Origin of the sequence: Calidifontimicrobium sp. SYSU G02091, from assembly GCF_022631395.1 — a bacterium.
In the GTDB taxonomy this organism is placed as follows: Bacteria; Pseudomonadota; Gammaproteobacteria; order Burkholderiales; family Burkholderiaceae_C; genus Calidifontimicrobium; species Calidifontimicrobium sediminis.
Window position 1 is genome coordinate 45,175 of the sequence record NZ_JALBGB010000006.1, and the last position, 14,044, is coordinate 59,218.

At 71.8% G+C, this 14,044-nt stretch carries 14 protein-coding genes; 10 read left to right on the top strand and 4 right to left on the bottom strand.

The window, feature by feature from the left end; genetic code table 11:
* The first annotated feature begins 4 nt into the window (after positions 1–4).
* Entirely contained in the window at positions 5–694 is a 690-nt protein-coding gene (locus MOJ79_RS05780; RefSeq protein ID WP_241923273.1) for a sulfotransferase, read from the top strand.
* A gap of 12 nt (positions 695–706) precedes the next feature.
* Here the strand turns inward: MOJ79_RS05780 and MOJ79_RS05785 are convergent, their stop codons facing one another.
* From MOJ79_RS05785 to MOJ79_RS05795, 3 genes are all read right to left on the bottom strand, one after another.
* Complete coding sequence (locus MOJ79_RS05785) at positions 707–1,627, bottom strand: glycosyltransferase family 2 protein (protein WP_241923274.1); 921 nt, start codon at positions 1,625–1,627, stop codon at positions 707–709.
* A gap of 112 nt (positions 1,628–1,739) precedes the next feature.
* On the bottom strand, positions 1,740–3,011 hold the full coding sequence (locus MOJ79_RS05790; protein ID WP_241923275.1) for a 3-deoxy-D-manno-octulosonic acid transferase: 1,272 nt from the start codon (positions 3,009–3,011) through the stop codon (positions 1,740–1,742).
* A 45-nt stretch (positions 3,012–3,056) separates the two neighbouring features.
* The gene (locus MOJ79_RS05795) at positions 3,057–4,445 is read right to left on the bottom strand and encodes a phosphomannomutase/phosphoglucomutase (protein ID WP_241923276.1); all 1,389 of its coding nucleotides are present in this window, start codon (positions 4,443–4,445) and stop codon (positions 3,057–3,059) included.
* A gap of 134 nt (positions 4,446–4,579) precedes the next feature.
* Here MOJ79_RS05795 and MOJ79_RS05800 point away from each other — a divergent pair, with 134 nt between their 5' ends.
* The 5 genes from MOJ79_RS05800 to MOJ79_RS05820 all read left to right on the top strand — a co-directional run bounded on the left by MOJ79_RS05800 (position 4,580) and on the right by MOJ79_RS05820 (position 9,243).
* On the top strand, positions 4,580–6,031 hold the full coding sequence (locus MOJ79_RS05800; RefSeq protein WP_241923277.1) for a DNA-3-methyladenine glycosylase 2 family protein: 1,452 nt from the start codon (positions 4,580–4,582) through the stop codon (positions 6,029–6,031).
* Positions 6,028–6,537 (top strand): methylated-DNA--[protein]-cysteine S-methyltransferase, encoded by a 510-nt coding sequence (locus MOJ79_RS05805; protein ID WP_241923278.1) that lies wholly within the window; start codon positions 6,028–6,030, stop codon positions 6,535–6,537. The genes MOJ79_RS05800 and MOJ79_RS05805 overlap by 4 nt, the downstream gene beginning before the upstream one ends.
* A complete protein-coding gene (locus MOJ79_RS05810; protein WP_241923279.1) occupies positions 6,534–7,439 on the top strand; it encodes a DMT family transporter in 906 nt (301 codons plus the stop codon). The genes MOJ79_RS05805 and MOJ79_RS05810 overlap by 4 nt, the downstream gene beginning before the upstream one ends.
* A gap of 170 nt (positions 7,440–7,609) precedes the next feature.
* A complete protein-coding gene (locus tag MOJ79_RS05815) occupies positions 7,610–7,948 on the top strand; it encodes a c-type cytochrome (protein WP_241923280.1) in 339 nt (112 codons plus the stop codon).
* Positions 7,949–7,959: 11 nt separating this feature from the next.
* Positions 7,960–9,243 (top strand): NAD(P)/FAD-dependent oxidoreductase, encoded by a 1,284-nt coding sequence (locus MOJ79_RS05820; protein ID WP_241923281.1) that lies wholly within the window; start codon positions 7,960–7,962, stop codon positions 9,241–9,243.
* Positions 9,244–9,289: 46 nt separating this feature from the next.
* On the opposite strand, the gene MOJ79_RS05825 is transcribed toward MOJ79_RS05820, so the two are convergent.
* On the bottom strand, positions 9,290–10,252 hold the full coding sequence (locus tag MOJ79_RS05825; protein WP_241923282.1) for a LysR family transcriptional regulator: 963 nt from the start codon (positions 10,250–10,252) through the stop codon (positions 9,290–9,292).
* Between the two features lie 131 nt (positions 10,253–10,383).
* Here MOJ79_RS05825 and MOJ79_RS05830 point away from each other — a divergent pair, with 131 nt between their 5' ends.
* From MOJ79_RS05830 to cbbX, 4 genes are read left to right on the top strand one after another with little or no spacing between them, the layout of a single operon-like run.
* Positions 10,384–11,850, top strand: coding sequence for a ribulose-bisphosphate carboxylase large subunit (locus MOJ79_RS05830; protein WP_119353994.1), 1,467 nt, complete (start codon positions 10,384–10,386; stop codon positions 11,848–11,850).
* 20 nt (positions 11,851–11,870) lie between these two features.
* A complete protein-coding gene (locus MOJ79_RS05835; protein WP_241923283.1) occupies positions 11,871–12,314 on the top strand; it encodes a ribulose bisphosphate carboxylase small subunit in 444 nt (147 codons plus the stop codon).
* A gap of 22 nt (positions 12,315–12,336) precedes the next feature.
* Positions 12,337–13,029 carry a ribulose-phosphate 3-epimerase gene (gene rpe, locus MOJ79_RS05840; RefSeq protein WP_241923284.1) on the top strand — a complete coding sequence of 231 codons (693 nt, stop codon included), beginning with the start codon at positions 12,337–12,339 and terminating at the stop codon, positions 13,027–13,029.
* A 35-nt stretch (positions 13,030–13,064) separates the two neighbouring features.
* Positions 13,065–14,033, top strand: a complete 969-nt coding sequence (gene cbbX / locus MOJ79_RS05845; protein ID WP_241923285.1) for a CbbX protein — start codon at positions 13,065–13,067, stop codon at positions 14,031–14,033.
* Positions 14,034–14,044 lie beyond the last annotated feature (11 nt).

Below are 14,044 nucleotides of genomic sequence, written 5' to 3' on the forward strand. Positions count from 1 at the left end.
CGCGATGAACCCGCTTCCCGCCTCTCCCGCCCGGCTGCCGCGCGTCGTGCAGATCGGCTTCCACAAGTGCGGCTCGCGCAGCTTCGAGCAGCTGTTCGAGCGTGCCGGCCACCGGGTGCTCAAGCACAAGGTGCGCGGCCCGTTCGGGCAGCGCCGCAACGCCGCGCGGCTGATGCGCGACAACCTGCGCGCCGGGCGCAAGATCTTCGCCGGCATCGAGGACTACACCTTCTACGCCGACATCAATTACCACACCGAGACCGACAGCTTCGAGCCGATCTTTCACTTCCGCGAGATGCTGCGCGACTACCCGGACACGATCCTGCTGCTCAACGTGCGCGACCGCGAAGACTGGATCCGCTCGCGGCTACGGCACGGCCACGGCGAGTTCGCGCAGCGCGTGATGCGGCAGAAGGGTCTGACCAGCCTCGACGCCCTGGCGGAGCAGTGGCGCCAGGACTGGGACCGGCACCTGGCCGACGTGCGCGCGTTCATGGCGGAACGGCCCGCCCAGCTGGTCGAGTTCGACATCGACCGCGGCTCGGCGCAGGAGCTCGTCGCGCGCTTCGCCGCCTATGGCCTGAAGGCCGAGGACTGGGGCGACATCGGGCGCACCCGCGGTGTCAAACGACACCCGCTGGTGGCCTGGCTCAAGCGCACCTGGGCGCACCTGCGCCCTCGGCGCACCACCTGAGACGGCGCGCGCTCAGCGAGCGCGTTCGCGCGCGTCGCGGGCTGCGGTCAGCCGCTGCCGCCACCAGCGGCGCAGGCGGGCCATGACGCCACCGTCGGCGTAGCGGCCCTTGCTCGCGTGACGGATGCGGTGGACCTGCGGCACGTCGATCGGCACCCCCTGGGTCTGCAGCAGCCAGCGGTGCGCGCGGTCTTCGTGCGCCTTCTGCCAACGCTCGGCGGGGCGGTGGTAGAAGCCGATCGGACCGCAGTAGCCCAGCGCGCGCGCGACGTCGCCGTGCGTGATCTGCAGCGGACCTGTGGCCCGCGTGACGGCGAGCGGCACGAACTGCATTGCGCCGATGTCGGCCGCCGCGGGGTCGGCCGGGTGCAGCCGTGGGTCGTCGTCGGCGAGCAGTTCGCTGCAGGCCTCGACGCGCGGGTAGACGAGCGCGTCGCGGCGGCCCTGCAGCGCATCGGCCAGCGCGTCGAGGCAGCCGGGGCCGAAGACGACGTCGCAGTCGGTGAACCACACCCAGTCGGCACGCGTGGCCACCGCGGCTTCGTGGCGCCCGATGGCGCGCCGGAACAGGCGCTCCTTCGGACGCGGCTGCCAGTTCCAGCGCACGTGGGGCACCGTGATCGCACCGAAGTGCGCCAGCAGCTTCACCGTGGCGTCATCGTCGGGCGCGTAGAACACCGTCATCGTCACGCGCGCTCGCCGTGGTGGGTGACGAACCAGCGAGTTGAGCTGGAACGCGAGCAGGTGCGCGTAGCGCCAGCAGTGGCTGACGATCTCGATGTCGAGCACCCCGGTGCGCGCCTGGCGGGCTTCGGGCGGCGGCAGGCCGGCGTTGAACCAGCGCGCCGGCACCCAGCCGCTTGCGGCGGCGCGCCAGAACGCGAGTTGCACCGCGTCCCACGCACGGCGCCAGGGCGCCCGTACGGCAGTCATCGGGGGACTCCGGCGGCGCGGACGGCCTGCGCGCCAGTCCGCGCGCGACCCTCCCCCCTCGGCGCGTTCACGGGCACGTTCATGGGCACACTCATCGGCGCGGCACTGTAGCTCACCGCCACCACGCGCCCAGGTGCCGCACGGTGCACGCTGCCGCCCCCCGGCGTTGCGCGGCGAAGGCCAGCGCCCGCCCGGCCCACGCGGGGCGAGCGGCATCGACGGCCAGTGCGGCGGCGCGGCGGACGCCGTCGTCGATGTCGTCGGCGCGCATCGCGGCGCCAGCGTCGACGCTGCGTTGCGCCGCCTCGGCGAAGTTGAACGTGTGCGGCCCCATCACGACCGGACAGCCGCACGCGGCCGCCTCGATCAGGTTCTGCCCGCCCAGGGGGGCGAAGCTGCCGCCGAGCAGCGCGACGTCGGCGCAGCCGTAGTACAGCGCCATCTCGCCGACCGTGTCGCCGAGCCACACGTCGGCCGCGGCCGCCTCGGGCGGCGGCTGCCGGCCCCATGGCGAGCGTCGCCGCAGCGTCAGCCCGCGGCGCTGCACGAGTTGCGCGACCTCGTCGAAGCGCTGCGGATGCCGCGGCACGATCAGCAGCAGCGGACGTGGTGCCGGCACGCGCTGCCACGCGGCCAGCAGCGCGGCCTCCTCGCCCTCGCGCGTGCTCGCCGCGAGCACCACCGGCCGCGCGAGGCCGGCGCGCCACGCGCGGCCGCGCTCCACCAGGTCTTGCGCGGGCGTGACGTCGAACTTGAGGTTGCCGCACACGCGCACCGTGCGCGCGCCGGCTGCGCGCAGGCGCTGCGCGTCGTCGTCGGTCTGCGCCAAGGCAGCAGCCAGCCGCGCGACGGCAGGCCGCAGCAGCGACGCGAAGCGCTGCCCGCGCGCGAGGCTGCGCGCCGACAGCCGGGCATTGGCGAGCACGACCGGCACGCCGGCCGCCTCGGCCGCGTGCAGCAGGTTGGGCCAGACCTCGGTTTCCATCAGCACGCCAAGCCGCGGCCGGTGATGCCGCAGAAAGCGCCGTACCGCCCCCGGCGTGTCGTACGGTAGCCAGGCGTGCAGGTCGCCCGGCGCGAGCAGTTCGACACCCGCGTCCCAGCCCGTCGCGGTGCTGCAGGTCAGCAGCACCCGCACGCCGGGCCACTGCCGCCGCCACGCCGCCAGCAGCGGCGCCGCCGCGCGCGTCTCGCCCAGCGACACGGCGTGCAGCCACAGCGTCGGTGCCGGCGTTACCGCGTCGCGGTAGACGCCGAGTCGCTCGCCGATGCGCTCGCGGTAGCGGGGCTCGCGCCGGCCGCGCCAAACCAGCCGCAGCAGGTAGACGGGTGTCAGCAGCCTCAGCGCGAGCGAATACAGCGCGCGCGCCAGCGCTTCAGGCATCGTCGCGGCGGACCATCGGCATCGCGTCTCGACTGCCGTGGCCCCTCAGTGCGCCGCCGCCGAGATCTTCGCGTCGGGCTTGATGGCGCGCAGCGCGGCCATGAAGTCGGCCTCGATGCGGTGCAGCGCCTCGGGCGTGTGCCCCTCGAAGCGCATCACGAGCACCGGCGTCGTGTTCGACGCGCGGATCAGGCCGAAGCCGTCGGGGTAATCGGCGCGCAGGCCGTCGATCGTCGTGATCTCGGCACCGGGGAACTTCGCCTCGGCCTGCAGCCGCGCCACCAGCGCGTGCGGCTCGCCCTCGGCGCAGGCGACGTTCAGTTCCGGCGTGCTGTGGCTCGTCGGCAGCGCGTCGAGCACGGCGCTCGGGTCGTCGTGGCGGCTGAGGATCTCGAGCAGACGCGCCGCGGTGTAGGTCGCGTCGTCGAAGCCGTACCAGCGCTCCTGGAAGAAGATGTGCCCGCTCATCTCGCCGGCGATCGGCGCGCCGGTCTCCTTCAGCTTGGCCTTGATCAGCGAGTGGCCCGTCTTCCACATCAGCGGCACGCCGCCGGCCTCGCGGATCGCCACCGGCAGCCGCTGGCTGCACTTGACGTCGAAGATGATCGGCGCGCCGGGATGGCGCTGCAGGATGTCGCGCGCGAACAGCATCAGCTGGCGGTCGGGGAAGATGTTGTGCCCGTCGCGCGTCACGACGCCGAGGCGGTCGCCGTCGCCGTCGAAGGCCAGGCCGAGCTCGGCGTCGGTCGCGTGCACGACCTTGATCAGGTCGGCGAGGTTCTCGGGCTTGCTCGGGTCGGGGTGGTGGTTCGGGAAGTCGCCGTCGACCTTGCTGTACAGGTCGATCACCTCGCAGCCGAGCGCGCGCAGGATCGCCGGCGCCGAGGCGCCGCAGATGCCGTTGCCCGAGTCGACGACGATCTTCATCGGCCGCGCGAGCCGGCAGTCGCTCGCGATGCGGTGGCGGTACTCGGCGCCGACGTCCATCGTGCCGATGCGCCCTCGCCCGCTCACGTAATCCTCGGCCTCGATGCGCCGGCGCAGCCCCTGGATCTCGTCGCCGTAGATCGCGCGGCCGGCGAGCACCATCTTGAAGCCGTTGTAGTCCTTCGGGTTGTGGCTGCCGGTGACCTGGATGCCCGAATGGCAGCCGTAGCGGCCGCGCGTGGCCGCGACGTAGTACAGCATCGGCGTCGTCACGGCGCCGAGGTCGACGACGTCGAGGCCGGTCGACGCGAGCCCGCGCGCGAGCGCGCCCACCAGCCCCGGCCCCGACAGGCGCCCATCGCGCCCGACCGCGACGGCCTTCTCGCCCGCCGCGACGGCCTCGGTACCGAACGCGCGACCGAGGTGCTCGGCGAACGTCTCGTCGATCGTCTGGCCGACGATGCCGCGGATGTCGTAGGCCTTGAAAGCCGATGCACTGACCTGCACGCGAACCCCCTCCTGCCCCGCGATACCGGGGACCGATGCGCGGCATTGTAGGAACCGTCGCCGCCCGCAAGGCCGTCGCGACGACAGGTCCGAAAACGGCGAGCCGCAACCGGGCGCACGCCTATGATGCCCGCATGGTCCTCGACGCCGACGCCGCCTACCTCGCGCTGAAGACGCGCGACGCGCGCTTCGACGGGCGGCTGTTCGTCGGCGTCACGACGACCGGCATCTACTGCCGGCCGGTGTGCCGCGTGCGCACGCCCCGGCGGCCCCACTGCCGCTTCTTCGCCAGCGCCGCGCAGGCCGAGGCCGCGGCGTTCCGCCCGTGCCTGAAGTGCCGGCCCGAGATCGCGCCCGGCCTGTCGGCGATGGACTCGTCGCACGCGCTCGCGATGGCAGCCGCCCGTGCGCTCGAGCACGCGGTGGCCGCCGGCGCCGAGGTCTCGCTCGCGCAGCTCGCCGCACGGCTGGGCGTGAGCGACCGACACCTGCGCCGCATCTTTCACGCCGCGCACGGCGTCGCGCCGCACGACTACCTGACGACGCAGCGCCTGCTGCTGGCCAAGCGGCTGCTGACCGACACCGCCGAGCCCGTCGCGCAGGTCGCGCTGGCCAGCGGCTTTGCGAGCCTGCGCCGCTTCAACGCCGCGTTCGCGCAGCGCTACCGCATGCCGCCGTCGCGGCTGCGGCGCGACGGCACGGCCGCGACGGCCTCGCACGGGCCCGTCGTGCGCCTGGCGTGGCGTCCGCCGTACGACGTCGATGGGATGCTCGCGTTCCTCGCGCACCGCGCGGTGCCGGGGCTCGAGCAGGCCGACGGGCTCGAGTGGCGGCGCACGCTCGCCGTCAGCCGCGGCAACCGGCGGCATGCCGGCTGGCTCGCGGCGCGCTTCGTGCCCGAGCGCTGCGAGCTGCAGCTGCGCGTCGCACCGACGCTCGCGCCCGTGCTCGGCGACGTGATTGCACGCGTGCGGCAGGGCTTCGACCTCGACGCCGACCCGGCCGCGATCGATGCGGCGCTGTCCGCATCGGGACTGCCGCGCGGCCACGGCGTGCGCGTGCCCGGCGCGTTCGACGCCTTCGAGGGCGCGGTGCGCTGCGTGATCGGCCAGCAGGTGAGTGTCGCGGCCGCGCGCACACTCGTGCAGCGCCTCGTCGCCCGCTTCGGTGTGCCGGTGGAGACGCCGTTCAGCGGGCTGACGCACCTGTTCCCGACCGCCGACACGTTGGCCGCCGCGGATGCCGGCGCGCTCGCGCGGCTCGGCCTCGTCGACACGCGCGTGCGCGCGCTGCAGGCGTTGGCCGCGGCCGTGGCCGACGGCGGCCTCGGCCTCGATCGCGCGGCGCCGCTGGCGCCCACGCTGGCCGCGCTGCGCGCCCTGCCCGGCATCGACGAATGGACCGTGCAGACGATCGCGATGCGCGTGCTCGGCTGGCCCGATGCCTGGCCGGCCGGCGACGCCGCGCTGATGAAGGCGCTGGGCACGCGCGACGCCGCGCACGCCGACGCGCTCGCCCGGCCGTGGCAGCCGTGGCGGGCCTACGCCGCGGTGCGCCTGTGGCAGCCACTGGAGAACGCACGATGACCGCACCTCGGCTGCCCACCCTCGTGGCCCAGGCCCACGCCGACACGCCGCTGGGCCCGATCGTGCTCGCCGCGACGGCCCGGGGGCTGGCCGGGCTGTGGTTCGACGGCCAGGCGCACCACCCCGGGCCGCTGCCCGCGCCCGAAGACGCGACGCAGCCGTTCATCGCGCAGGCGCTGGCCGAACTCGACGCGTACTGGCGCGACGGCAGCACGCGCTTTCGCACGCCGATCGACGCGCACGGCACGCCGTTCCAGCAGCGCGTGTGGCACGCGCTGCGCGGCATCGCGCCGGGTCGCACGACGACCTACGGCACGCTGGCCGCGGCGCTCGGCCGCCCGAGCGCGGTGCGCGCCGTCGCGGCGGCGGTCGGGCGCAACCCGCTGGCCATCGTCGTGCCCTGCCACCGCGTCGTCGGCCGCGACGGCGCGCTGACCGGCTACGCCGGCGGACTCGCGCGCAAGCGCGCGCTGCTCGCGCTCGAAGCGGCGGCCGAGGCCGCATGACGCCGCGCCACAGTGCCGAACTGCTGCTGCTCAGCGCGCTGTGGGGCGCGTCGTTCCTGTTCATGCGGCTGGCCGCCGGCGAATTCGGCCCCGTCGCGCTGACGGCCGTGCGCGTGGCCATCGGCGCGCTGGTGCTTGCGTCGCTGCTGGCGTGGCACGGCCTGCTCGGCGAGCTGCGCCGCCACTGGATCGCGCTCACGGTGGTCGGGCTGGTCAGCTCGGCGCTGCCGTTCATCGCCTTCGGCTACGCGGCGCTGGCGATCACGGCCGGCCTGTCGTCGATCTTCAACGCGACGACGCCGCTGTGGGGTGCGCTGGTGGCCTGGGCCTGGCTCGGCGAGCGGCCGAGCGCGCTTCGCGCCCTCGGGCTGGCGATCGGCTTCGCCGGCGTGCTCGGGCTCGGTGCGGGCAAGGCGAGCTTCACCGCCGCGGGCGGCGGCGTCAGCAGCGGCGCGGCGATCCTGGCCTGCCTCGCGGCCACCGCGATGTATGGCTTCGGCGCCAACTACACGCGCCGGCGGCTGGCCGGCGTCGCACCGCTGACGGTGGCCGCCGGCAGCCAGATCACTGCGGCGGCGCTGCTCGCACTGCCGCTGCCGTGGGCGTGGCCCGCCGCGCCGCCGTCGCTCGTGGCCTGGGGTGCCGCCGTCGCACTGGGCGTGCTGTGCACCGGGCTGGCCTACATCCTGTACTTCCGCCTGATCGCGCAGGTCGGCGCCGCGCAGGCGATGACGGTGACGTACCTGATCCCGCTGTTCGCCGTGTTCTGGGGCTGGCTCGTGCTCGACGAGACCGTCACGCCGGCGATGGCCGTCGGCGGGGCCGTGATCCTGCTCGGCACCGCGCTGGCCACGGGCGTCGTCGGCCCACGACAAGCCGCGCGCGTGCTGACTCGCGACTGACATCCGCGCGGCGTGATCGGATAACCCGGCGCGACGTACGGGTAAGTCTGGTTGTATATGCGCGCTTGCTCAAGTAGTGTTGTAGATGGCCCGGCGCATGCGCACCGGGTGACCCGATGGCAAGTCAACGGTACGCCCGGCACGGCACGGGCGGCCACTGAGGAGAAGCAATGACCCGACCCCCCTCGACGCTGCCCGCCGCTGGCGCGGCCGTCGCCATCGCGCTGGGGCTGCTGGCACAGGCGGCCACGGCCGCGACGCCCGAGGAGCAGCGGCTGCGCACCCGCGCGCTCGCCGCCACCTGCGCCCAATGCCACGGCCCCGACGGCCGCGCGGTCGAAGGCGAGGCGATGATCCGCCTGGCCGGACGCGACCAGAACTACCTGCTGACGCAGCTGATGGCGTTCCGCAGCGGCCAGCGGCCGGCGACGATCATGCACCAGATCACCAAGGGCTACTCCCCCGAGCAGCTCGAGGCGATCGCCGAGTACTTCTCCAAGGTCAAGTGACGGAGGCCACGATGAAACGCAGACAGATCGTCCAGGGCCTCGGCTCGCTGGCCGCGCTCGGCGCGGTGGCCACGCTCGGCGGCTGCGCGACGACGGGCAGCGCGTCCAAGGGCCGCGTCGTCGTCGTCGGCGGCGGCTACGGCGGCGCGACGGCGTCGAAGTACATCCGCAAGTTCTCCGACTACACGATCGACGTCACGCTCGTCGAGCCGAACCCGATGTTCGTCTCGTGCCCGATCAGCAACCTCGTGATCGGCGGCACGCGCACGATGGCCGACATCACGAACCCGTACGACGGGCTGGTGAAGAACCACGGCGTCAAGATCGTGCGCGACACCGCCACCGCGGTCGATCCGGCGAAGAAGGAGGTGCGGCTCGCGGGCGGGCAGACGCTGAAGTACGACAAGCTCGTCATCGCGCCGGGCATCGACTTCATGTGGGAGCGCATCGAGGGTCTGCAGGCGGCCAACGCCGCGGGTCAGGTGCTGCACTCGTGGAAGGCGGGCCCGGAGACGGTCGCGCTGCGCCAGCAGCTCGAGTCGATGCGCGACGGCGGCGTCTACGCGATCGTGATCCCCGAGGCACCGTACCGCTGCCCGCCGGGCCCTTACGAGCGCGCCAGCGTCGTCGCCGCGTACTTCAAGCGCGCCAAGCCGAAGTCCAAGGTGCTGATCCTCGACGCGAACAACGACGTCACGTCGAAGGGCCCGCTGTTCAAGGCGGCGTGGAAGGACATCTACGGCAGCATGGTCGAGTACCGCCCGCTGCACAAGGCGGTGGCCGTCGACGGCCGCACGCGCACCGTCAAGTTCGAGGTGCAGGAAGACGTCAAGGCCGACGTGCTCAACGTGCTGCCGGTGATGCGCGCCGGCAAGATCGCCGTCGACACCGGGCTGGCCAACGCCAACAACCGCTGGTGCCACACGCACTTCCTGACCTTCGAGTCGACCGCGGCGAAGGACATCCACGTCATCGGCGACGCGATCCAGGTCGCGCCGGGCATGCCGAAGTCGGGGCACATGGCCAACTCGCACGCCAAGGTGTGCGCCGCGGCGATCGTCGCGCAGATCAACGGCTGGGAGGTCAACCCGCACCCGATGATCACCAACGTGTGCATGAGCTTCGTCGATGAGACGCACGTGATCCACGTCGCCAGCGTGCACGAGTACGTGACCACCGAGAAGACGTTCCGCACGATCGGCGGCTCGGGCGGTGTCTCCGACGCGCGCAACGAGCTCGAGGGCGTCTACGCGCAGGCCTGGGCCAAGAACATCTGGGCCGACGTGCTGACCTGAAGCGCCCGACGACGGCGAACGCAACGGGGCCTGCGGGCCCCGTTGTTCATGGCGGCGCCAGCGCCGCGGTGTGACGGCGGAACGTGGCGTCGAGCCACGACGCCGCGCGCGTCGCGACGAAGTCCCACAGCGCCTGCGCCGACGGTGCGAGCTGCTTGCTCGCCAGTCGCACGACATGCCACTCGCGCATCAGCGGCGTGCCGGGCACGTCGAGCAGCACGAGCTCGCCGGTGCGCAGCTCGAGGTCGAGCGTGTGCAGGCTGATGAACGCGATGCCCATGTTGGCCATCACGGCCTGCTTGATCGTCTCGCTGCTGCCGAGCATCACGGTGTGCCGCGGCTCGATGCGGTGGGCGGCGAAGTAGCCCTCCATCACGGCGCGCGAGCCCGAGCCCGGCTCGCGCAGCAGCAGCGTCTCGCGCGCGAGCTGCTGCGCGGTCACGCCACGCTCGCGCGCCAGCGGGTGCGCGGGCGACGCGATGACGACGTGCGGGTGCGGCGCGATTGGCTGCGCGACCGTCTCGAGCTCGGCCGGCGGGCGCCCCATCACGCACAGGTCGACCTCGTTGCGCGCGAGCATCTGCACGAGCTGGTCGCGGTTGGCCACCGTCAGGTTGACCTGCACCTCGGGTTGCTGCTCGCGAAACAGCGCCAGCAGCCGCGGCACGAAGTACTTGCCGGTGCTCACGACCGCCAGCGCGATCGTGCCGCCGCGCCCGCCGGCGAGCAGCGCGATGCGCTCCTCGGTGCGGCGGATCTCGGCCAGCACCGTCGCAGCCGTGTGCCGCATCTCGTCGCCGGCAGCGGTCAGGTACAGCTTGCGGCCGATCTTCTCGAACAGCGGCAATCCGACGAGGTCCTCGAGCTGCTTGACCTGCATCCACACCGCCGGCTGCGTCAGGTGCAGCTCCTCCGACGCGCGCGCGAAGTTCAGGTGCCGTGCGGCGACCGAGAAGATCTGCAGCTGGCGCAGCGTGACGTTGCGGATGCGGTTGTCGGGGGTCTTCATGAGCGTCGACTCATGCACTCAGTATCCGCTTATTCCTCGCCTTATTCAATCTGAGTTCTCTTTAGGCCACGCACTGCCTACAGTGCGTCGCATGCCATCGACGGGCGATGGCGAGCCACCAGGAGACCGCCGTGGGCCAGATGAACGAACCGACCCAGATCACCGACGCCAAGAAGCGCTACAGCGCGGGCGTCCTCAAGTACCGCCAGATGGGCTACTGGCAGCCCGACTACGTGCCGAAGGACACCGACACCATCTGCCTGTTCCGCATCACGCCGCAGGACGGCGTCGACCCCGTCGAGGCCGGTGCCGCCGTGGCCGGCGAGTCGAGCACGGCGACGTGGACGGTGGTGTGGACCGACCGCCTGACCGCGTGCGAGAACTACCGCGCCAAGTGCTACAAGGTCGAGCCGGTGCCCGGCCGCCCGGGCGAGTACTTCGCCTGGGTCGCGTACGACATCATCCTGTTCGAGGAGGGTTCGATCGCCAACATGACGGCGAGCCTGATCGGCAACGTGTTCAGCTTCAAGCCGCTGAAGGCCGCGCGGCTCGAAGACATCCGCATCCCGGTCGCCTACGTCAAGACGTTCAAGGGGCCGCCGACCGGCCTCGTCGTCGAGCGCGAGCGCCTCGACAAGTTCGGCCGCCCGCTGCTCGGCGCGACGACAAAGCCCAAGCTGGGTCTGTCGGGCCGCAACTACGGCCGCGTGATCTACGAGGGTCTCAAGGGCGGGCTCGACTTCATGAAAGACGACGAGAACATCAACTCGCAGCCCTTCATGCACTGGCGCGACCGCTTCCTCTACGTGATGGACGGCGTCAACAAGGCGAGTGCCGCCACCGGCGAGGTCAAGGGTTCGTACCTGAACGTCACCGCCGGCACGATGGAGGCGATCTACGAGCGCGCCGAGTTCGCGAAGAGCCTGGGCAGCGTGATCATCATGATCGACCTGATCGTCGGCTGGCCGTGCATCCAGAGCCTGAGCGAGTGGTGCCGCCGCAACGACATGATCCTGCACCTGCACCGCGCCGGCCACGGCACGTACACGCGGCAGAAAAACCACGGTGTGAGCTTCCGCGTGATCGCCAAGTGGCTGCGGCTGGCCGGCGTCGACCACATGCACACCGGCACCGCGGTCGGCAAGCTCGAGGGCGACCCGCTGACCGTGCAGGGCTACTACAACGTCTGCCGCGACAGCTACACGAAGCAGGACCTGCCGCGCGGGCTGTTCTTCGACCAGGACTGGTGCGACCTGAAGAAGGTCATGCCGGTGGCTTCCGGCGGCATCCACGCCGGCCAGATGCACCTGCTGCTGGATCTCTTCGGCGACGACGTCGTGCTGCAGTTCGGCGGCGGCACGATCGGCCACCCGGCGGGCATCCAGGCCGGCGCGGTCGCCAACCGCGTCGCGCTCGAGGCGATGGTCAAGGCGCGCAACGAAGGCCGCGACATCCGCAACGAAGGCCCCGAGATCCTGCAGAAGGCGGCGCAGTTCTGCACGCCGCTGAAGCAGGCGCTCGACACGTGGAAGGACGTGACCTTCAACTACGCCTCGACCGACACCAGCGACTACGCCGTCACGCCGGCCGTGGCCTGAGCCCCCAAGGAGACCGCACCATGATGACCAACCCCACCGGCCGCCTGACCCAGGGCCAGTTCAGCTTCCTGCCCGACCTCACCGACGCCGAGATCGCGCTGCAGATCGAGTACGGCCTGAAGAAGGGCTACGCCTGGAGCGTCGAGTACACCGACGACCCGCACCCGCGCAACACCTACTGGGAGATGTTCGGGATGCCGATGTTCGACCTGAAGGACGCCGCCGGCGTGATGATGGAACTGAACAACTGCCGCAAGACGTTCCCGAACCACTACATCCGCCTGATGGCGTTCGACAGCACGCGCGGCGTCGAGTCGATCGCGATGAGCTTCATCGTCAACCGGCCGAAGAACGAGCCCGGCTTCATGCTCGAGCGGCAGGAAGTCGACGGCCGCCAGATGCGCTACACGATCCGCGGCTACGCCGCCGAGAAGCCCGAGGGCGAGCGCTACGGCGCGGCCTGAGCGGCGCGGCAGGACGACGACGATGTACCGCATCGCCCCGTCGATCCTGTCGGCCGACTTCGCGCGCCTCGGCGACGAGGTGCGCGCGGTGATCGCCGCCGGTGCCGACTGGATCCACTTCGACGTGATGGACAACCATTACGTGCCGAACCTGACGATCGGCCCGATGGTGGCCGCCGCGCTCAAGCCGCACTGCGTCAAGGCCGACGGCACCAAGGTGCCGCTGGACGTGCACCTGATGGTGCAGCCCGTCGACGCGCTGGCCACCGCGTTCGCCGACGCCGGCGCCGACCTGATTAGCTTCCACCCCGACGCGAGCACGCACGTCGACCGCACGCTGCAGCTGATCCGCGCCAAGGGCTGCGCGGCCGGTCTCGTGTTCAACCCGGCCACGCCGCTGGACGTGCTCGAGTGGGTGATCGACAAGGTCGACCTCGTGCTGATCATGAGCGTCAACCCGGGCTTCGGCGGGCAGTCGTTCATCGACAGCGCGCTGCGCAAGACCGAGCGCGCGCGCCGGCTCATCGACGCGAGCGGGCGCGACATCCGGCTCGAGGTCGACGGCGGCATCAAGGCCGACAACGTCCGCCGCGTCGCCGACGCCGGCGCCGACACCTTCGTCGCCGGCAGCGCGATCTTCGGCCAGAAGGACTACCGCGCCGTCATCGACGCGATGCGCACCGCGCTGGCGGCCCCGCGGGCGCTGTCGGCCTGAGTCGGCGCACGGCCCGCCCCATCCGGAAGACGACGATGAACGCACCGCTGTACTCGATCCCCGGCACCGCGCCCGCGGCGCCCGCGCCAGCGACCGAAGCGGCCCACGGCGTCGCGGCCGCGCGCACCGTCGGCGACGTCCTTGCGCAAAGTCAGGTCGAAGCCGTGATGGACGAGCTCGACCGCGACCTGATCGGGCTCGCCCCGGTCAAGCAGCGCATCCGCGACATCGCCGCGCTGCTCGTGATCGACAAGCTGCGCATGAACCTCGGGCTGACCGCGCAGACGCCGAGCCTGCACATGTGCTTCACCGGCAACCCCGGCACCGGCAAGACGACGGTGGCGATGCGCATGGCCGAGATCCTGCACCGGCTGGGCTACGTGCGCAAAGGCCACCTGGTGGCCGTCACGCGCGACGACCTCGTGGGCCAGTACATCGGCCACACGGCGCCGAAAACGAAGGAGGTGCTGAAGAAGGCGATGGGCGGCGTGCTGTTCATCGACGAGGCGTACTACCTGTACCGGCCCGAGAACGAGCGCGACTACGGCCAGGAGGCGATCGAGATCCTGCTGCAGGTGATGGAGAACCAGCGCGACGACCTCGTCGTGATCCTCGCCGGCTACAAGGACCGCATGGACACCTTCTTCCAGTCCAACCCCGGCATGAGCTCGCGCATCGCGCACCACCTCGACTTCCCGGACTACTCGCCGGGCGAACTGCTGCAGATCGCCGACAAGATGCTCGCGGCGCAGAACTACCACTTCGGCCCCGGTGCGCGCGAGGCGTTCGACGAGTACATCCACCACCGCATCCGCCAGCCGCACTTCGCCAATGCGCGCAGCGTGCGCAATGCGCTCGACCGCGCGCGGCTGCGCCAGGCCTCGCGGCTGTTCGCCGAGCGCGACCGCGAGCTCACGCGCGACGACCTGACGACGATCGCCGAGAGCGACATCCGCGCCAGCCGCGTGTTCGGCACCGCTGCCGACGATGCACGCGCCGCCTGACGGCGCTCGAC

Excerpts from the sequence above, each read along its gene's own strand:
- MOJ79_RS05825 (WP_241923282.1), bottom strand. The coding sequence starts at position 10,252 with ATGAAGACCCCCGACAACCGCATCCGCAACGTCACGCTGCGCCAGCTG.
- MOJ79_RS05820 (WP_241923281.1), top strand. The coding sequence starts at position 7,960 with ATGAAACGCAGACAGATCGTCCAGGGCCTCGGCTCGCTGGCCGCGCTC.
- MOJ79_RS05810 (WP_241923279.1), top strand. The coding sequence starts at position 6,534 with ATGACGCCGCGCCACAGTGCCGAACTGCTGCTGCTCAGCGCGCTGTGG.
- MOJ79_RS05815 (WP_241923280.1), top strand. The coding sequence starts at position 7,610 with ATGACCCGACCCCCCTCGACGCTGCCCGCCGCTGGCGCGGCCGTCGCC.
- MOJ79_RS05835 (WP_241923283.1), top strand. The coding sequence starts at position 11,871 with ATGATGACCAACCCCACCGGCCGCCTGACCCAGGGCCAGTTCAGCTTC.
- cbbX (WP_241923285.1), top strand. The coding sequence starts at position 13,065 with ATGAACGCACCGCTGTACTCGATCCCCGGCACCGCGCCCGCGGCGCCC.
- rpe (WP_241923284.1), top strand. The coding sequence starts at position 12,337 with ATGTACCGCATCGCCCCGTCGATCCTGTCGGCCGACTTCGCGCGCCTC.
- MOJ79_RS05800 (WP_241923277.1), top strand. The coding sequence starts at position 4,580 with ATGGTCCTCGACGCCGACGCCGCCTACCTCGCGCTGAAGACGCGCGAC.
- MOJ79_RS05780 (WP_241923273.1), top strand. The coding sequence starts at position 5 with ATGAACCCGCTTCCCGCCTCTCCCGCCCGGCTGCCGCGCGTCGTGCAG.
- MOJ79_RS05790 (WP_241923275.1), bottom strand. The coding sequence starts at position 3,011 with ATGCCTGAAGCGCTGGCGCGCGCGCTGTATTCGCTCGCGCTGAGGCTG.
- MOJ79_RS05785 (WP_241923274.1), bottom strand. The coding sequence starts at position 1,627 with ATGACTGCCGTACGGGCGCCCTGGCGCCGTGCGTGGGACGCGGTGCAA.
- MOJ79_RS05805 (WP_241923278.1), top strand. The coding sequence starts at position 6,028 with ATGACCGCACCTCGGCTGCCCACCCTCGTGGCCCAGGCCCACGCCGAC.